Raw genomic sequence first — 17,524 nt, 5'->3', positions numbered from 1 at the left:
CGGGTTGGCACACTAGCCCCCATGCCCAGCGAGGTCCTGCCCGTCGTCGCCGTGGTGGGCGCGACGGCAGCCGGCAAGACCGGCCTCTCCCTCGACCTCGCCGAGCGGCTCGGCGGCGAGGTCGTCAACACCGACGCCATGCAGGTCTACCGGGGCATGGACGTCGGCACGGCCAAGCTGCCGCCCGCCGAGCGGCGCGGGATCCCGCACCACCTGCTCGACCTCATGGGGGTGCGTGAGCGGGCCGACGTGGCGACCTTCCAGGCGCTGGCCCGCCGGACCGTCGCCGAGGTGCGCGCGCGTGGCCGGGTGCCGGTGCTGGTGGGCGGCTCGGCGCTCTACACCCGCGCGGTGCTGGACCGGTTCGAGTTCCCCGGCACCGACGAGGCCGTACGACGCCGGCTCGAGGCCGAGCTCGCCGAGGTCGGGCCGGCGGTGCTGCACGCCCGGCTGGCCGACGTGGACCCGCAGGCGGCGGCCGGGATCCTGGTGGACAACGGGCGCCGCGTCGTCCGGGCGCTGGAGGTCGTGGAGATCACCGGGCGCCCGTTCAGCGCGACCCTGCCGCGGCTGGAGTACGCCGACCCGGCGACCGTGCAGGTGGGCGTCGACATCGACCGGCCCGCCCTGGACGCCAGGATCGCGCAGCGGGTGGCGCAGATGTTCGACGACGGCCTCGTCGAGGAGGTCGAGCGGCTGCTGGTCGAGGGCCTGGAGGAGGGGCTGACCGCCTCCCGCGCGATCGGCTACCGCGAGGTGGCGGCGTACCTGCGGGGCGAACTGACCCGCGACGAGGCGCTCGGGCGCACGGTCGTGGCCACCCGGCGCTTCGCGCGGCGCCAGGAGTCGTGGTTCCGCAAGGACCCGCGGATCCGGTGGGTCGCCTTCGACGACCCCGACCGGGTGGAGCGGGCGGTGGCGGCGGTCCGGGCGGCGGCCGCCGTCAGCTGAGCGGGCCGACGGTGAGCGACAGGGTGTTGTCGCTGCCCGAGAGCAGGTCGGTCATGAGCAGGTCGCGGAAGCCCGGGAGCCCCAGGACGGAGCGGCCGCAGCCGCGGAACGACGGCAGCGCGAAGGTGCCCTCGAGGGTGAACGACTCGAAGAGGTCGAACCGGTCGCCGTGCAGGGCGACGGTGAGGGGCGCGGTGCGGCAGGTCTCGTTGACCACGCTGGTGCCGGAGGCGTCGGGGACGAACGCGGGGACCTCGAGCCGGAAGGTGTGCCGGACGGTCACGGAGCCGTCGTCGGCGAAGACGGTCTCGGTCGGCGCGGTGGCCACCACGCGCACCTCGGCGGTGGCGTCACCGTGGTGGGGGGTGCCGGCGAGACGGACGGGCACGGTCGTCGGGGGGACCAGGAGGTCGCCCGAGAGCGTGAAGTCGGGGTTGAGCTCGCCGTGCAGCCGGGAGCCGGTCGGCAGCGGGACGGAGGCCTCGGCGCGGGCCAGCGAGACCTGCCCGGAGACCGGCAGCGAGAGCGTGTCCTCGCTCGCCAGCGTGTCGAGCGTCGGGGGAGCGGCGGCCGTCGGGGGAGCGCCCCCCGCGAGGAGCGCGCCGACGACGGCGGTCGTGACGGTCGTGACGAGCCGACGGCCCAGGCGTGAGAACGCCATGCTGATGCTCCTCCCACACGAGGCTCGGGTTGTCCTCCCAGACACCGAACCTACGGAGCAGGAACCTACTGAGAGGTAGTTCACAATGCAAGGGGTTTGGTCCATGGGTCCAGACGCCTTGACAGCGGCCGGGGGCCGCGCGGGCGGGTGCTCGGGTGCGAGACTGGACCGGTGACCTATCCGTTCCTCAAGGGCCACGGGACCGAGAACGACTTCGTGCTCCTGCCCGACCACGACGGTACCGTCCACGGCGACCTCAGCCCCGACCGGGTCCGGGCGCTCTGCGACCGGCGGGCCGGCCTCGGCGCCGACGGCGTGCTGCGGGTGCTGCGCACGACCGCGGTCGGTGCGGGCGACCCGGAGTGGTTCATGGACTACCGCAACGCCGACGGGTCGGTCAGCGAGATGTGCGGCAACGGGCTGCGGGTCTTCGTGCGCCACCTGGTCGACGAGGGGCTGGTGCCGGCGGGCGAGCCGGTGCCGGTGGCGACCCGCGACGGGATCAAGGTCTGCACGGTCGACGGCGACCTCGTCACCCTCGACATGGGGGTGCCCGAGGTGCTGGGGGAGACCTGGGTGCAGGTGGGGGACCGGTCGTGGTCGGCGCTGCACGTCGACATGGGCAACCCGCACGCCGTGGCCTTCGTCGACGACCTCGACGACGCCGGCCCGCTGCTGGTCCCGCCGTCCCACGACGGCGCGGTCTACCCGTACGGCGTCAACGTGGAGTTCGTGGTCCGGCGCGAGGGGGCGCACGTGGCGATGCGGGTCCACGAGCGCGGCTCGGGGGAGACCCGCAGCTGCGGCACGGGGGCCTGTGCGGTGATGGTCGCGGCGGCGCGGCAGGACGGCGTCCCGCGCCCCACGACGTACCGGGTGGACGTGCCGGGCGGCACCCTGCACGTCACGTGGACCGAGGACGACCACGTCCTGCTCACCGGCCCCGCGGTGGTCGTCGCGCGCGGCGAGACCGACCTGTGACCCCTCGGGACTAACCGGTGCCGCGCGGGTGTTGTGGGTACGGACAAAACGGGTCGCCACCGGGTCGGCCCGGACCTACCCTGAAGGGCATATGACGAACGCACGCGACTTCTCCCTGGCCGACGAGCTGGCCGCCACCCGCGCCTGGGACGGCGACGACTTCGAGTCGGGCTACGCCGACGACGAGCCCGACGACCAGGCCGGCTACGACGAGCCCGACCTGAGCGGGCCCGACCCCGAGGAGACCACCGGGGCGATGGACCTCGCCGAGCGGCACGCCCTGAAGCGCGTCGCCGGCCTCTCCACCGAGCTCGAGGACATCTCGGAGGTCGAGTACCGTCAGCTGCGCCTCGAGCGCGTCGTGCTGGTCGGGGTCTGGACCGAGGGCTCGGTCGAGGACGCCGAGAACTCGCTCGCCGAGCTCGCGCTGCTCGCCGAGACGGCGGGCGCCGAGGTGCTCGACGCGATCTACCAGCGGCGGCAGAAGCCCGACCCGGCGACGTACGTCGGTCGCGGCAAGGTCGACGGGCTGCGCGAGATCGTGGCGGCCACCGGCGCCGACACGGTGATCTGCGACGGCGAGCTCGCCCCGAGCCAGCTGAGGAACCTCGAGGACCGGCTCAAGGTCAAGGTCGTCGACCGGACCGCGCTGATCCTCGACATCTTCGCCCAGCACGCGAAGTCGCGGGAGGGCAAGGCGCAGGTCGAGCTGGCCCAGCTCACCTACATGAAGCAGCGGCTCCGCGGCTGGGGCGGCAACCTCTCCCGCCAGGCGGGCGGTCGGGTCTCGGGCGGTGAGGGCATCGGCGGCCGTGGCCCCGGTGAGACCAAGATCGAGACCGACCGGCGCCGGATCAACGACAAGATCGCCAAGCTGCGCCGCGACCTCAAGGCGATGAAGGGCACCCGCGAGACCAAGCGGTCCCAGCGGCAGCGCAACCAGATCCCGTCGGTGGCGATCGCGGGCTACACCAACGCCGGCAAGTCGTCGCTGCTCAACCGGCTCACCGACGCCGGGGTGCTGGTCGAGGACGCGCTCTTCGCCACCCTCGACCCGACCACCCGGCGGACGACGACCGCCGACGGCCGCGTCTACACGATGAGCGACACGGTGGGCTTCGTGCGGCACCTGCCCCACCAGCTGGTCGAGGCGTTCCGCTCGACCCTGGAGGAGGTCGCCGACGCCGACCTGATCCTGCACGTGGTCGACGGGTCGCACCCCGACCCCGAGGGCCAGCTCGCCGCGGTGCGCGAGGTCTTCGCCGAGATCAAGGCCGACAAGGTCCCCGAGCTCGTGGTGATCAACAAGGCCGACGCCGCCGACCCGATGGTGGTCGCCCGCCTGCGCCAGCGCGAGCCGCACAGCGTGGTGGTGAGCGCCCGGACGGGCGAGGGGATCGCGGAGGCGCTCGCCACCGTCGAGGCCGAGCTGCCGCGCCCGGCGGTGGAGTTCGAGGCGCTGCTGCCCTACGAGCGGGGCGACCTGCTCAACAAGCTGCACCAGCACGGCGAGATCGACGAGCTGGAGCACACCGGCGACGGCACCCGGGTCCGGGGCCGCGCCCACGAGGAGCTCGCGGGCGAGCTGGCGTCGTACGCCGTCTGAGCGCCGACGCGGGGTCGAAACCGTCCCACGTGCACCCGTGTTGCTGCTGATCGGGAAGAACCGCAGCAACACGGGTGCACGTGCAGGGTTCCTGTGGATGGGTGGCTCGGGAGTGCGTGGCGGGTGGGCAGGCTGGGACCCGTGCACCCGCTCGACGTCCGCCGTCCGTTCACGCGCGCTGAGGCGCTGGCAGCCGGGCTCACCGACGCCCAGTTGCGGGGCCCGCGGTTCCAGCGCCTCTTCACCGGCGTGCACCTGTGCGCCGCGGTGGTGGTCACACCGCGGCTCCGGATCGAGGCGGCTCTGAGGCTCCACCCGCCGGGGTCCTTCGTCAGCCACGCGTCCGCGGCGCGGATCCACGGGCTCGCGGTGCCTGACGACGCGGAGGAGCACGTGACCGTCCGCCAGCGGGGGCATCGACGGCGCACCGCCGGGGTCCGGTGCCACCTCTCGAGCGCCGAGGTGGAGACGGTGACGGTGGGTGGGCTGCTCGTCTCGACCCCGGCCCAGGCGTTCGTCGAGCTCGCCTCGAGCCTGGGACTCGTCGACCTGGTCGTCGTCGGTGACCAGATGGCCCGCCGCGGGCTGCTCTGCCCGGACGGGCTGCGTGCTGCCTGCGCGCGCAGCACCCTGCGCGGTGCCGTCAGCGCGCGCCGGGCGGCGGCGTTCGTGCGCGACCGCGTGGACTCACCGATGGAGTCGCGGCTGCGGATGCTGCTCGTCCTCGCCGGGCTCCCGGAACCCGAGGTGAACGTCGTGGTCCGCGACGTCGACGGCACGCCCCTGCGGCGCTACGACCTCAGCTTCCCGGCAGCCCGGGTCGCCGTGGAGTACGACGGTCGCCACCACGTCGAGCGGATCGAGCAGTGGGAGCGCGACCTCGACCGCCGGGAGGCGCTCGAGGACGACGGCTGGCGGCTGCTGGTGGTCACCTCGTCCGGCGTGTTCCGGCGTCCCGGCGAGACCGTACGCCGGGTCCACCGACTCCTGCGCGCCCGCGGCGTGCCCGGGGTGCCGGTGCGGAGCGGCGACGCGTGGCGTCAGCACTTCCGCGGCCAGGAGTAGGCGCACGTGCACCCGCATGGCTGTCGATCCGGGGCGACCGGCAGCGATTCGGGTGCACGTGCACACGCGGAGTCGGGGGGACTAGATCAGGTCGCGTCCCTCGCGCCGCGCCTCGAGCCACTCGGCGACGAAGGCCCGGCTGAGGACCAGCAGGACCACGCCGACGACGACGGGCCAGACGAGGACGTAGAGGGTCAGTGCGGTGGTGCTCATGGTGGTGCTCCTTCGGTCCGCGCTCAGCGGACCGGGTCGAGGTCGTCGTCGTCGCGGTCGGCCGGCGCCGCCGACGTCACCGGGATCTCCCCGGTGTCGTAGTCGCCGACCCGCTTCTTGACGCTGTCGAAGTCGAACGTCGCCCCGCTGGTCGTCGACATGACCCAGCAGACGAGCGTGCTCACGGCGTACGCGACGAGCGAGCCGCTGAGGGTGGCGTACTCGTGCACCGCGCCCAGGGCGAACGGCGCGGCCACCACGGCCGCGAGGACGGCGACCACCTGGGCGACGCGGAGCCCGAAGAACCCGAAGGCCATGAGGCCCAGCACGACCCCGACCCCGACGATCGCGAGCACGTCCACGACGAGGCCGGTGACGCCGTTCAGGGGCACGAGCGAGAACCGCACGGGCAGGAAGACCGCGAGCGCCGCCAGCACCGAGACGGTGAAGGCCCGGTTGGTGACCTTCTCCCAGTAGAAGCTGGCGATCACGGGGAAGACCAGTGCGCCCCACAGGGCGCCGACGAAGACGAGCAGGTCGAGGATGTCGAGCCGCAGGCTGGCGAAGGCGATGGCGACAGCCGTGGCCACGACCATGGTGGCCCGACCGATCAGCAGCATGGTCCGCGGGTCGGCGCCGTCGCGCCCGGCGACGTTCTGGCCGTAGACGTCGGCCATCACGATCGAGGACAGGGCCGAGAGGTCGGAGTCGGCGGTCGAGGAGAGCGCACCGATGATCATGACGAAGAAGAGCGCCACGAGGAGACCCGGCAGGTAGGAGGTCGCCATCTGCGGGACGATGTTGTTGACGTCGCCGTCCGCGGGCTCGATCCCCAGGTAGAGCGCAAGGACGCCGAGCATGCCGACGCCGATCACCATCGCGCCGTAGCCGACCGTCGCAGTGACGAAGGTCGGCTTGATCAGGTCCTCCCGGACGGCGAAGAGCCGCTGGGCGATCGTCTGGTTGCCGATGGCGTAGGCCAGGACGGCGGCGATGTACGGCGCGCCCTGCTCGAGGAAGGCGGTGCTGGAGAAGAAGCTGCCCTGCTGGGAGGTCAGGTTGCCGGCGCCCGTCTCGAACGCCGCCGGGAAGCCCGCCGCGAAGAAGATGACGGGGACGATCACCGCCACGGCCCCGAGCATCGCGACCACCTGCACGAAGTCGGTCAGCACCGAGGCGCGGAAGCCCGACCAGAGCGTGTAGAGCAGCACGCCGCCGGCGACCATGAAGACGCCCTGGACGAAGGTGAAGGGGGAGAGCAGCGAGATCAGCACGCCGCCGGCGATGAAGTTGGACATCAGGCTGATCAGGCTGCCCACGATGTTGGAGCCGGCGAGCAGCAGCTGGCTGGAGCGGCCGTGGCGCACGTGGAGCACCTCGGCGAGGGTGTGCGCCCTGGGGGCGACGGCCCGGATCCGCTTGCCGAAGGGGTAGATGAACAGGATCATCAGCGCCCCCCACAGCCCGTAGTGGATCGGGCCGGAGATGCCGTAGGTGTAGCCCGAGGTGGCCGAGGCGTACATCGACGACGCCCAGATCCACGTGGCGGTCATGCTGGCCGCGGAGATCCCGAAGCCGATGTCGTGACCGGCGGTCATGTAGCCGTCGGCGCTCTCCTGCTTCTTGCCGATCCTGGCGGAGAGCCAGAAGGTGCCGCCGTAGAAGACGAGCAGCAGGAGCAGCACGGTTCCAGCCCCGAAGGTCACGGTCTCGATCTGGTTCAACTCATCACTCCTCCGCGCCGGAACGCGAGGCTGCGCCCCGCCGCGGGACCAGCCTGGGGAGGTCCGCACGCGGCGGCGTCCGTCCGGCCGGGGGAGGCCGGGACGTCGGGGTGGGTCCCCGGTTGGCGCGCCTCGAGAGCCCGCCCAGGGAAGGTCAGTCCCGGGGGCTCGGCGCCCGGCCAACCGTAACAACCGTCGCGGATCTGTCACCGACCCGGGGGGAACGACGGGTCCCGGGCGCTCGTTGGACCACCGGTCGACCCGAATTGGGCGGCCCTCGTCGGCTAGGGAAAGATGCCTCGCATGTCACGTGGTGCCTGGATCCGCTTCGTCCTCGTGCTCGGCCTGCTGGCCGGGTGCGCTGCGCTCGCGCTCAACAAGGAGCCGAGGCTCGGTCTCGACCTGAGCGGCGGCACCTCGATCACGCTGGAGACCAGCGACTCGCCGTCGGGGGTGAAGGCCAACGCGGAGAACACCGACCGCGCGGTCGAGGTCCTCCGCGGCCGCGTCGACGCGCTCGGCGTCGCGGAGCCGACCCTGGTCCGCTCCGGCGAGAACCGGATCCTTGTGGAGCTGCCCGACGTGCGGGACTCCGAGAAGGCGGTCGAGACGATCGGGCGTACGGCGCAGCTCACCGTCCACCCCGTGGTGGCGGGCAGCCTCCCCTCGGCCGACGGCGAGCCGTCTGAGGAGGGCAACCAGCTCCTCCCGAGCGACCAGGGCGACGTCATCGAGGTCGGCCCGCAGGTGATGGAGGGCAACGACATCACTGGCGCCGACCCGGTGCAGCCGGAGAACCGCACCGACTGGGCGGTCGCCGTCGACTTCTCCGGCACGGGCTCCGACGCCTTCGAGAAGCTCTCGGCCGACGCGGCGTGCGCCCAGGGCGACCAGCGCCGGATCGCGATCGTGCTCGACGGCGAGGTCATCTCCTCCCCGACGGTGCAGGTCAACTGCGGCAGCGCGATCATCGGCAGCACCCAGATCACCGGCGACTTCTCGGCGACCGAGGCCCGCGACCTGGCGATCCTCATCGAGGGCGGCGCGCTGCCGCTGCCCGTCGAGGTCATCTCGGTCAGCGAGGTCGGCCCGTCGCTGGGTGACGCGGCGATCGACGCCTCCTGGAAGGCCGGCGTGATCGGGCTGATCCTCACCGGCCTCTTCATCATCGCCGTCTACCGCTTCGTCGGCTTCCTCGCCACGATCGCGCTCACGTCGTACGCCCTGCTCGCCTACGCGATGCTCGTCGGGCTCGGCTCCACCCTGACCCTGCCCGGCCTCGCCGGCTTCGTGCTCGCCATCGGCATGGCCATCGACGCCAACGTGCTGGTCTTCGAGCGCGCCCGCGAGGAGTACGAGGCCAACCCCGGTGCCGGGCTGCGGCGCGCGCTGATGATCGGCTTCAACAAGGCGTGGAGCGCGATCATCGACTCCAACGTGACCACCTTGCTGGCCGCGGGTCTGCTCTTCTTCCTCGGCTCGGGTCCGATCAAGGGCTTCGGTGTCACCCTGTCGATCGGTGTCGTGGCGTCGATGATCTCGGCGCTGATCATCGCCCGCGTGCTCACCGAGCTGGGCGTGGCCAACCGGTGGGTGTCGAAGCGGCCGAGGTTCACCGGCATCGGCGACATCGGGCGGGTCCGTCGCTGGCTGGAGGAGAAGGACCCCCAGCTCATGGCCCGGCGCGGGCTGTGGCTCGTCATCTCCGGCGTCGTGACCGTCGTGGCTCTCGCCGGCATCGTGGTCAACGGCCTCAACCTCGGCGTCGAGTTCAGCGGCGGCCGGGTCATCCAGTACTCGACGACCGAGACCGTCACCGCCGACGAGGCGCGCGACGCGGTCGAGGAGGCGGGCTTCCCCGAGGCGACCGTGCAGACGGCGGACACCGCCGACATCTCGGTGCGCACCGGCGAGATCACCAACGACGAGGCGCAGTCCATCCAGGACGCGCTCGCGGCCATCGGCGGCGGCGCCGAGGAGGTCTCCGACGAGCGGATCAGCGCCTCGTTCGGCGACGAGCTGCGCAACAAGGCGTTCATCGCCTTCGGCGTCGCCTTCCTCGCCCAGCTGCTCTACCTGGCGATCCGGTTCAAGTGGACGTTCGGCCTCTCGGCGGTCGTCGCGATGTTCCACGACGTCGTCATCGTGGTCGGCCTCTTCGCCTGGCTGGAGAAGCCGATCGACGGCATCTTCCTTGCAGCGGCGATGACGATCATCGGTCTGTCGGTCAACGACACCGTCGTGGTCTTCGACCGCATCAGGGAGCGCTGGCAGGGGTCGAGGCCCGACGACAGCTTCGCCTCGATGGCCAACAAGGCGGCCGTCGAGACGATCCCGCGGACGGTCAACACCGGCCTCGGCACCATGTTCATCCTCGCCGCGCTCGCCGTCCTGGGTGGCGACTCGCTGCAGGACTTCTCCATCGCGCTGCTCGTCGGCCTCGCGGTCGGCACCTACAGCTCGGTCTTCACCGCCACCCCGCTGGTCACCTACCTGCAGGAGAAGTGGCCGATGCCGAAGGAGAAGAAGGTCCGGGTCGAGCGGGCGCCCGACGACTCGGGCGCGGTCGTCTGACCGTCGCGGGCGTGGTCGACGGGTCGCGACGAGGACGACTCGGCCGCTGTCGGCGGTCGGGCTTAGGGTTCTCGAGTGCCTGAGACCGACGTCGCCCCCGCCGCCACCGCCTCGGTGACCGAGGTCCTGGCCGGAGCCGTGGGGGCGCTGGGCGGCCAGGAGCGACCCGGCCAGGTGCAGATGGCCGAGGCGGTCGCCCGGGCGATGACCGACGGCGAGCACCTGCTCGTCCAGGCCGGCACCGGCACGGGCAAGTCGCTGGCCTACCTCGTGCCCAGCCTGCTCCACCGCGAGCGCGTGGTGGTGGCCACGGCCACGCTGGCCCTGCAGCACCAGCTGGTCGAGCGCGACATCCCGCGGCTCGTCGAGGCGGTCGGCGACCGGCTCGACACGTCGTACGCCGTCCTGAAGGGGCGCTCCAACTACGCGTGCCTGCACCGCGTCCGCGAGGGGGTGCCCGACGACCAGGGCGTCCTGGTCGACGTGCCGGCCGGCTCGATGGGGTCGGAGGTGCTCGAGCTGCGCAGCTGGGCCGAGGCGCAGGCCGAGTCGGGCGGCACAGGCGAGCGGGACAACGCCCCGCGCCACACCGACCGCACGTGGCGGCAGGTCAGCGTCAACCACCGCGAGTGCCTGGGCGCTGCTCGCTGCGCCTTCGCGGAGGAGTGCTTCGCCGAGCGGGCCAAGGAGAAGGCCCACCAGTCGCACCTGATCGTCACCAACCACTCGCTGCTCGCGATCGACGCGGTCGAGGGGGTCCCGATGATCCCCGACTACGACGTGGTCGTGATCGACGAGGCCCACGAGCTGGCGGCGCGGGTGACCCAGGCCGCCACCGACGAGCTCTCGGTGGCCGACGTGGAGCGGGCCTCCCGGCGCGCCCAGCGGCACGTCACCGAGTCGACCGGCGCGTCCAACCCGGCCGACGACCTCGCCGACGCCGCCGACGCGCTCGCCGACGCGCTCGCCATGACGCCCGGCGGCCGGATCGACCAGGTGGGGGAGCAGCTGGGCGACGCGCTGGTCCTGGTCCGCGACGCCGCCCGCTCGGTGGTCTCGGCCTTCGGCAAGGAGGAGAAGGGCGGGGATGCCGACGCGGCGCGGACCCAGGCGAAGGGCCTCGCCCAGGAGGTCTTCGTCACCGCGGAGCGGATGGCGGCCGGCAGCGACGCCGACGTGCTCTGGGTCAACGAGGCGCGCGAGCGGATGCCGGCCCGGCTCGCCGTCGCCCCGCTGCAGGTCTGGGCCCAGATGCGGGAGCGGCTGCTCACCGACAAGACCGTGGTCTTCACCTCGGCGACGCTGATGCTCGGCGGCGACTTCAGCGCGGTCGCCGGGAGCCTGGGGCTCAAGCCGTCGGAGCGGATCGACACCGGCGCGCCCGCCGTGACGGCCGAGGGGGCGCTGCCGTGGCGCGGGCTCGACGTGGGCTCGCCGTTCGACTACGGGCGCCAGGGGATCCTCTACCTGGCCCGCCACCTGCCGCCGCCGGGGCGCGACGGGCTGGGCCAGGCCCAGCTCGACGAGATCGTGGAGCTGGTGGACGCCGCCGACGGGCGGGCGCTCGGGCTCTTCTCGTCGCGGCGGGCCGCGGAGGCCGCTGCCGAGGTGGTCCGCGAGCGCCTGCCCCACCTCACCACCCTGGCCCAGGGTGAGGCGCAGCTGCCCGAGCTGGCCAAGCAGTTCGTCGCCGACCCGCACACCTGCCTCTTCGGCACCCTGAGCCTGTGGCAGGGGCTCGACGTGCCCGGGGAGACGTGCCAGCTGGTGCTCATCGACCGGATCCCGTTCCCGCGGCCCGACGACCCGCTGATGTCGGCGCGACAGCGGGCGGCCGACCGCGCGGGCGGCAACGGCTTCATGCAGGTGGCGGCCACCCACGCGGCGCTGCTGCTCGCCCAAGGAGCGGGCCGGCTGATCCGGACCACCTCCGACCGCGGTGTCGTGGCGGTGCTCGACCCGCGGCTGGCCACGGCGCGGTACGGCGGGTTCCTCAAGGCGAGCCTGCCGCCGATGTGGACGACCCACGACCCGCAGGTGGTGCGCAAGGCGCTGGCCCGGCTGGCGGCCGCGGCGGGCGAGGACGGGGCCTGACCCGCCCCGGGTCAGTAGCCGAAGATCTGGTAGTCCCGGCGGTACATCCCCGCCACCAGCTCGCGGAGCTCGTCGGAGACGTCGTCCCGCCGGCCGCCGGGAGCGGTCTGGTTCTGGGGGCGGGTCGGGACGGCGGGGGCACCCACGCGGTCGCACACCTCGGCGAAGTCGCGGTCGAAGCTCTCGAGGCGGCCGACGAAGTCGACGGAGCTGAGGTCGATCAACCGGCTCTGCAGCGCGAGGTGCTGGTCGGTGCCCGGCACCCGGCCGAGGTCGTGCTCGGCGGTCCAGCGCGCGAACTCCTCGACCACCTGCATCCGGGCGTGGGTGGTCTCGTCGAACTTGAAGTAGTTCATGTTGACGACCTTGTCCTGCCACGCGCTGACGAACCGCTCCAGCGGGTCACGGACGAAGGCGAACTTGAGGTAGTCGGAGAAGGCGGCCGTCGGGTAGCGGACCCGCATCGCGTGGTCGGCGTCGAGGGAGACGCCATGGCTGGCGAAGTGGTGCCGGATCGTCCGGGTGGCGACCTTGGCCACCCTGTACCAGACGAAACGGTGGCTGTGGCTGACCGTGAGGTTGTAGCCGAGCGGGGAGACCCATCCGCCGGCGGACGCCTGCTCGGCCAGGAGGCCCAGGGTCTCCTGGGCCTCGACGGTCAGCTTGAACCGGTCGCCCTCGCGGGTGCGGAAGCCCTCGGGGAAGAGGGTCTCGGCGGTCGCCGCGGTCCGCGGGGACGGGGACTCTCGGGACCGGCGCATCGGCCGCGAGTCTACAGACCGCTCGCGGTCGGACGCCGGTCGCCGGCCGCTCACATGCGGCGCAGGACCGCAGTGACCTTGCCGAGGATCGTGGCGTGCGTGCCGTCGATCGGCTCGTAGGCGTCGTTGTGGGGGAGCAGCCAGACCTTGCCGTCCTTGCGCTGGAAGGTCTTGACCGTCGCCTCGCCGTCGATCATCGCTGCCACGATCTCGCCGTTCGAGGCGTCGGGCTGCTGCCGGATGACGACGTAGTCGCCGTTGCAGATCGCGGCGTCGATCATCGAGTCGCCCGAGACCTCGAGCAGGAAGAGGGTGCCGTCGCCGACCAGCTGCTTGGGGAGCGGAAAGACGTCCTCGACGCGCTCCTCGGCCAGGATCGGGCCGCCGGCCGCGATCCGGCCGACGACCGGCACGTACTGGGCCGCGGGGGCCGCGTCGCCCACGTCGGTGGGGTCGAAGGTGGACTCGTCGGCGCTGCTCATCGCGCGCCGGGCGGCCATCACCTCGGGCAGGAAGACCTCGAGGGCGCGGGGCCGGTTGGGGTCGCGCTTGAGGTAGCCCTTCTCCTCGAGCACCTTGAGCTGGTGGGCCACGCTGCTGGAGCTGGTCAGGCCGACCTCTCGGCCGATCTCCCGCATGCTCGGCGGGTAGCCGCGCTGCTCGAACGAGTCCTTGATGGTGGAGAGGATCCGCTGCTGCCGAGGCGTGAGGCCGGTCGCGTCGGGGGGACCGTCGGGCATCGGCACGACCTTGCCGCTCGTCTCGCGCGTGTTGGCCATGCGGTGCCTCCTGGGGTGGTGCGGACTTCGACGTCCCCACCGTAGTGGGCCCCGGGGGTGGAGTTCAAACAGGTGTTCGAACGGGCGTGTCGCGGCGACGGCGCCCACGGCGCGGCTCAGGCCGGCGGCGGCGCCCAGTGCCAGCTGACCAGGTTGAAGCCCGTGCGGAAGCCGAGGTCGACCAGCGCGGCGTAGGTCTCCTCGGTGGAGATCGCCGTGGCGGTGGTGGCGCCGGTCTCGCGGGCGCGGTTCATCATCGTGCCGGTGAGCGCCCGGTCGATGCCGTGCCCGCGGGCGCCCGGGAGCGTGACGATGTTGCCGAACATCACGCTGCTGCCGCGGCGGTGGGCGGTGCTGGCGCCCTGCGGGTCGCCGGTGAAGGAGCTGCGGGCGATGAAGAACTGGTGGTCGGCGGGGTCCATCGTGTCGAGGAAGTCCATGTGCTCCGCGCTGGTCGCGACCGACAGCCCCAGCCCGGCGAAGATGGTCGAGGCGACCGGCTCGGTGTGGTCGGGCCAGGCGACGTCGACGAAGACGTCGTCGGGCGTCTCGGGATCGATGGGCTGGTCGAGCTGGACGTGCATGGCGGCGGCCTCGTGGGCCACGAGCCCGGCCTGGGCGAGCGCCGCCTCGAGGGCCGGCGTCGTCGTGGCGGGGGTGGTCAGCCACTGGAAGGGGAGCCCGCGCTCCAGGTAGGGGGCGAGCAGCTCGGGGACGCGCTGGGCGACGTCGACCGAGGCGATCCGGGCGTTGGCGATCACGTTGCAGACGGCGAGCGGGAGGTGCGACCAGTAGACGGTCGCGTCGGGCTCGTCGCTGGTCTGGAAGACCGGGGACTTCGCCATGGTGACCTGGAGCGCCTCGAAGTCGGCCTCGATGGTCTCCACGGGAGTCGTCAGGAGATCACGCATAGCCGTCACGCTATTGCGGCGGGAATCGCCCCCGCATGCCTAAGACTGATGACAAATCCTTGTGATCGGGCGCACGGGCCCGTCGGCCGTGGCACGCGTCAGGGGACGAGCACCGGTCTGGCCTCCAGGACCGTGAGCCGGGCGGGGGGACCGCTGCGGGTGACCGACCCCGGCACGGTGCCCTGGGAGACCCCGTCGAGGTCCCACGTCGCGGTCCAGGTGGTGTCGACGGAGACCCGGAGGTCGGCCGCTGCCCGGGTGTAGACGTGCCGGACCAAGGCGTCCGCCGGTGCCGTCCGCGACCACACCTGGCCCGGGTGGGTCGTCGTCTGCGTCGTGCCGTCGCCGTGCCGCCAGGTGAAGGAGGACGGGGAGACGTGGAGCGTCACCTGGCGTCCCAGGATCGTGACGGTCCGGTTGAAGGCGGTGGACGGGGTCGAGTAGACGGTGTCCAGGTCGACCAGCGTCTCGCCGCCCGGCGGCTGCACGACCACCTCGGAGGCCGGGAGCGGGATCTCGCGGAACGCCTGTGCCGCCTCGCCCGGGCCAGGTGTGCGCGGCTCGCCCGGCGGCTCCGTGCCGCAGGCGGCGATCCACTGGCGGAGGATCTCGCCCTCCGCATCCCATTCACGCACGAGCATCTTGAGGGAGCCGTCTGGGCAGACCTCCTCCCTCCGGCACAGGGTCGCCGTACCGAACCCGCCAGACGTGGACCTGGTGTCGATCCGGGGGTCCTCGCTCCCCGCGTGGGCCGCTCCCGACAGTGCGACTCCCCCCAGCAGGAGGCATAGCGCTGCGGCCAGCCTGAAGTGCGCCCTCACGAGGAGGTCCACCAGTCGAGCATCATCCAGGTGCCACGTTCGTTGACGACGTCGAAGATCATCACGACGGGACCTCCGGGGACGCTTCCGTCCCAGTTCGTGCCGGTGCCGTCGACCTGCTGGACACTCGACCTCATGCGAGCTCTGACCCGGGTGTCGTAGCCCGGGGGCCCTGCGAGCTGATCGGCGGACAAGCGCAGATCCGAATAGTGGCCTCCCTCGAGGGTGCCGCCCTTCTTGCGGACCCGGTCCACGAAGTCCGCGCCCCCGTCGCAGGAGAGACAGAGACGATGCGCGACGTCGCGGAGTGGACCTGTGTCGAGGGTGTCAAAGGAGTAGTTGATGAGATCGACGTAGTGGCGGACGAACGCCTCGGCGGCCCGCGGTCCTGTGCCTTCCACGTCCGCCGGCAAGGTCGGAGCCTCCATGGGGGGCACACCGGCCGACGCGCTCGGCGACGGGTCGGCGATCCTCACCTCCGGCTCGGCGTCGGCCGAGCAGCCGGTCAGTGAGACGGCCAACGAGACGGCGACCAGCGCGGTCGCCAGAGATGTGTGCGGTGTCCTCACAGACACGACCCCCCGAGTCGGGCGGCGTCCCTCCACGCCGCTGCCGGAAACCCTAGGGGTCCGGGAGGTGGGCGGCAGTGGTCGTCCACAGGAAGGGGGTGCCGCGACACGCGCTCGAACATTTGTTCGCTCAGGTCCTTGATTCGTTCGAACACCTGCTCTAACGTCGCACATGTGTTCGATCGAACGTCTGATCGAGACCCCGCCCGGCCAGTGGCCGATCAGAACTGTCGGAGGTCGCGACTAGACATCAGGTCGACAGAGACCAACAGGCTGACCGCCACTTCCCCAGGAGGTCCCGATGAGCACGATGACCCTCAACCCCCCGCACGACTTCGACACCCGGCGCATCGCCACGGTGCACGAGCTCCGTCCCGCCCCGGCGCGGCGTGAGGTGACGGGTGCGCCCCGGGGAAGCGTGCGCCTGACGCGGCGCGGTCGTGTCGTCGTCCTCGCCGTCGCCCTGCTCTTCGTGCTGGTCGCGGGCATCTTCCTGGGGGGCGGTTCCTTCGCCACGCAGGAGTCGGGCACCCCGGCTCCCACCGAGATCGTGATGGTGCAGGAGGGGGACACGCTCTGGGGCATCGCCGCTGCGATCGCCGAGGACGGTGACGTCCGCGCGGTGATGTCGGAGATCGAGCGTCTCAACGCCTTGGACTCCAGCGTGGTGGAGCTCGGGCAGAAGCTGCGGGTCCCGCTCGCCGAGTGAGGCATCCCGGGTCCGCCCGACGCTGGCCCGACGTGGTTGCCAGCGACGCGATCCCCCAAGACTCCGCCGGTCGACTCGACCCCGGCCGGCGGATCACAACTGAATAGATGTCCGCCGGTCGACTCGACCCCGGTCGGCGGATGGGGAAGAAGAGAGGCAGGGCCCGTGCGGGCCCTGCCTCTCACTCATGAGGGGGGCGTCTTTCGTGCCAAGGCTCCTCGGGCCATGTCGTGATCAGCTCGACGCGGGGTAGATCCCCTCCGTGCAGATCGTGTAGGTCGTGCCGTGGGGGGCGGCCGCCTGGAGGTCCGGAAGGGCGAACGTCGTCCTCCCGTCGCCACCGTGAGTCGTACCGAGCAGGCTGAACAGGGCGGTGTTCTGCGCGATCGAGAGGATCTGCCCCTTGGCCGGGACGCCGTCTCCGCGGGCACCGGCGGTGAGCATCACCGTGCCCATGACGCAGTCAGACCCCCGACCGCTCTGAGCCCATCCCGTGCCCTCGCCGAGCAGGTTGGCTCCCGGACCGGGGGGCCCGGGCGGCCCGGCGGGCCCGGTGGGGCCGGAGGGGCCACGCTCGCCCTGGAGTCCTTGCGGTCCTGCGGGTCCGGGCTCGCCGGTGTCACCCTTGAGACCCGGGTCGCCCTTCTCGCCGGGTGGTCCGGGGACACCCTGCTCGCCCGGGGCGCCGGCGGCGCCTGCCGGACCCTGCTCGCCCGAGGCGCCGGCGGGGCCTGCCGGACCCTGCTCGCCCGCGGCGCCGGCGGGGCCTGCCAGACCCTGCTCGCCGGCCGCTCCGGTGGGGCCGGCCGCGCCCGCCGGACCAGCGGGGCCCTGCTCTCCGACGACGCCGGTGGTGGAGATCCGCGCCAGCTTGGTCCCCTTCGGGCACTTGCCCTTCTTGGCGGCCGAGACGACGACGTCCTTGACGGTCGTGCAGACCTTCACCTGGGCGGGCGAGCTGGCGGAGACGGCGGCGGCGAGGCCGTAGCCGCCGCCGACGAGGACGAGGGACGCGAGGACCGTGGCGGTCGCCCGACTCTTCATGGGGGTCATGGGTCCCAAGCCAACTGAACCAGTCGGGTGGTGCGCCATGGCCTCTTCGGGC

General features: G+C 72.3%; 16 protein-coding genes. 7 read left to right on the top strand and 9 right to left on the bottom strand.

What is annotated here, in order from left to right:
* Positions 1-21 precede the first annotated feature (21 nt).
* A complete protein-coding gene (gene miaA / locus DNK53_RS14885; protein ID WP_110183064.1) occupies positions 22-951 on the top strand; it encodes a tRNA (adenosine(37)-N6)-dimethylallyltransferase MiaA in 930 nt (309 codons plus the stop codon).
* On the opposite strand, the gene DNK53_RS14880 is transcribed toward miaA, so the two are convergent.
* On the bottom strand, positions 944-1,612 hold the full coding sequence (locus tag DNK53_RS14880; RefSeq protein WP_110183063.1) for a hypothetical protein: 669 nt from the start codon (positions 1,610-1,612) through the stop codon (positions 944-946). The two genes, miaA and DNK53_RS14880, sit on opposite strands and share 8 nt — an antisense overlap.
* 171 nt (positions 1,613-1,783) lie before the next feature.
* Here DNK53_RS14880 and dapF point away from each other — a divergent pair, with 171 nt between their 5' ends.
* From dapF to DNK53_RS14865, 3 genes are all read left to right on the top strand, one after another.
* Positions 1,784-2,593, top strand: coding sequence for a diaminopimelate epimerase (dapF, locus tag DNK53_RS14875; protein WP_110183062.1), 810 nt, complete (start codon positions 1,784-1,786; stop codon positions 2,591-2,593).
* Between the two features lie 91 nt (positions 2,594-2,684).
* Positions 2,685-4,199 carry a GTPase HflX gene (gene hflX, locus DNK53_RS14870; protein ID WP_110183061.1) on the top strand — a complete coding sequence of 505 codons (1,515 nt, stop codon included), beginning with the start codon at positions 2,685-2,687 and terminating at the stop codon, positions 4,197-4,199.
* Positions 4,200-4,340: 141 nt separating this feature from the next.
* Complete coding sequence (locus DNK53_RS14865) at positions 4,341-5,264, top strand: DUF559 domain-containing protein (protein ID WP_162599967.1); 924 nt, start codon at positions 4,341-4,343, stop codon at positions 5,262-5,264.
* Between the two features lie 81 nt (positions 5,265-5,345).
* Here DNK53_RS14865 and DNK53_RS18180 read toward each other — a convergent pair whose 3' ends face one another.
* Positions 5,346-5,477, bottom strand: a complete 132-nt coding sequence (locus DNK53_RS18180; protein ID WP_239456549.1) for a putative transporter small subunit — start codon at positions 5,475-5,477, stop codon at positions 5,346-5,348.
* A 23-nt stretch (positions 5,478-5,500) separates the two neighbouring features.
* Positions 5,501-7,201, bottom strand: coding sequence for a sodium:solute symporter family protein (locus tag DNK53_RS14860; protein WP_204163939.1), 1,701 nt, complete (start codon positions 7,199-7,201; stop codon positions 5,501-5,503).
* Between the two features lie 303 nt (positions 7,202-7,504).
* Between DNK53_RS14860 and secD the strand changes: the two genes are divergently transcribed.
* Together secD and DNK53_RS14850 are read left to right on the top strand one after the other, a co-directional pair.
* Positions 7,505-9,775 (top strand): protein translocase subunit SecD, encoded by a 2,271-nt coding sequence (gene secD / locus DNK53_RS14855; protein WP_110183059.1) that lies wholly within the window; start codon positions 7,505-7,507, stop codon positions 9,773-9,775.
* Positions 9,776-9,850: 75 nt separating this feature from the next.
* The gene (locus tag DNK53_RS14850; RefSeq protein ID WP_162599966.1) at positions 9,851-11,869 is read left to right on the top strand and encodes an ATP-dependent DNA helicase; all 2,019 of its coding nucleotides are present in this window, start codon (positions 9,851-9,853) and stop codon (positions 11,867-11,869) included.
* Between the two features lie 11 nt (positions 11,870-11,880).
* On the opposite strand, the gene DNK53_RS14845 is transcribed toward DNK53_RS14850, so the two are convergent.
* The 5 genes from DNK53_RS14845 to DNK53_RS14825 form a co-directional block, all read right to left on the bottom strand.
* A complete protein-coding gene (locus DNK53_RS14845) occupies positions 11,881-12,630 on the bottom strand; it encodes a sulfotransferase family protein (RefSeq protein WP_110183058.1) in 750 nt (249 codons plus the stop codon).
* A 50-nt stretch (positions 12,631-12,680) separates the two neighbouring features.
* Positions 12,681-13,409, bottom strand: a complete 729-nt coding sequence (gene lexA, locus DNK53_RS14840; RefSeq protein WP_110183057.1) for a transcriptional repressor LexA — start codon at positions 13,407-13,409, stop codon at positions 12,681-12,683.
* 116 nt (positions 13,410-13,525) lie between these two features.
* A complete protein-coding gene (locus DNK53_RS14835; RefSeq protein ID WP_162599965.1) occupies positions 13,526-14,320 on the bottom strand; it encodes a DEAD/DEAH box helicase family protein in 795 nt (264 codons plus the stop codon).
* Between the two features lie 98 nt (positions 14,321-14,418).
* A complete protein-coding gene (locus DNK53_RS14830) occupies positions 14,419-14,955 on the bottom strand; it encodes a hypothetical protein (protein WP_162599964.1) in 537 nt (178 codons plus the stop codon).
* Positions 14,956-15,137: 182 nt separating this feature from the next.
* On the bottom strand, positions 15,138-15,710 hold the full coding sequence (locus DNK53_RS14825; RefSeq protein WP_162599963.1) for a DUF6318 family protein: 573 nt from the start codon (positions 15,708-15,710) through the stop codon (positions 15,138-15,140).
* Positions 15,711-16,011: 301 nt separating this feature from the next.
* Here DNK53_RS14825 and DNK53_RS14820 point away from each other — a divergent pair, with 301 nt between their 5' ends.
* Entirely contained in the window at positions 16,012-16,419 is a 408-nt protein-coding gene (locus tag DNK53_RS14820; RefSeq protein WP_204163938.1) for a LysM peptidoglycan-binding domain-containing protein, read from the top strand.
* A gap of 234 nt (positions 16,420-16,653) precedes the next feature.
* On the opposite strand, the gene DNK53_RS18415 is transcribed toward DNK53_RS14820, so the two are convergent.
* The gene (locus DNK53_RS18415) at positions 16,654-17,472 is read right to left on the bottom strand and encodes a phage tail protein (protein ID WP_275425760.1); all 819 of its coding nucleotides are present in this window, start codon (positions 17,470-17,472) and stop codon (positions 16,654-16,656) included.
* Between the last annotated feature and the right edge of the window lie 52 nt (positions 17,473-17,524).

Source organism: Nocardioides solisilvae, assembly GCF_003194625.1.
Taxonomy (GTDB): domain Bacteria; phylum Actinomycetota; class Actinomycetes; order Propionibacteriales; family Nocardioidaceae; genus Nocardioides; species Nocardioides solisilvae.
This window is presented reverse-complemented; position numbering and strand designations above follow the sequence as displayed.

Coding starts and splice junctions, on each gene's coding strand:
- secD (WP_110183059.1), top strand. CDS start 7,505: ATGTCACGTGGTGCCTGGATCCGCTTCGTCCTCGTGCTCGGCCTGCTG.
- lexA (WP_110183057.1), bottom strand. CDS start 13,409: ATGGCCAACACGCGCGAGACGAGCGGCAAGGTCGTGCCGATGCCCGAC.
- DNK53_RS14845 (WP_110183058.1), bottom strand. CDS start 12,630: ATGCGCCGGTCCCGAGAGTCCCCGTCCCCGCGGACCGCGGCGACCGCC.
- DNK53_RS14820 (WP_204163938.1), top strand. CDS start 16,012: ATGAGCACGATGACCCTCAACCCCCCGCACGACTTCGACACCCGGCGC.
- DNK53_RS18415 (WP_275425760.1), bottom strand. CDS start 17,472: ATGACCCCCATGAAGAGTCGGGCGACCGCCACGGTCCTCGCGTCCCTC.
- miaA (WP_110183064.1), top strand. CDS start 22: ATGCCCAGCGAGGTCCTGCCCGTCGTCGCCGTGGTGGGCGCGACGGCA.
- DNK53_RS14835 (WP_162599965.1), bottom strand. CDS start 14,320: ATGCGTGATCTCCTGACGACTCCCGTGGAGACCATCGAGGCCGACTTC.
- DNK53_RS14880 (WP_110183063.1), bottom strand. CDS start 1,612: ATGGCGTTCTCACGCCTGGGCCGTCGGCTCGTCACGACCGTCACGACC.
- hflX (WP_110183061.1), top strand. CDS start 2,685: ATGACGAACGCACGCGACTTCTCCCTGGCCGACGAGCTGGCCGCCACC.
- DNK53_RS18180 (WP_239456549.1), bottom strand. CDS start 5,477: ATGAGCACCACCGCACTGACCCTCTACGTCCTCGTCTGGCCCGTCGTC.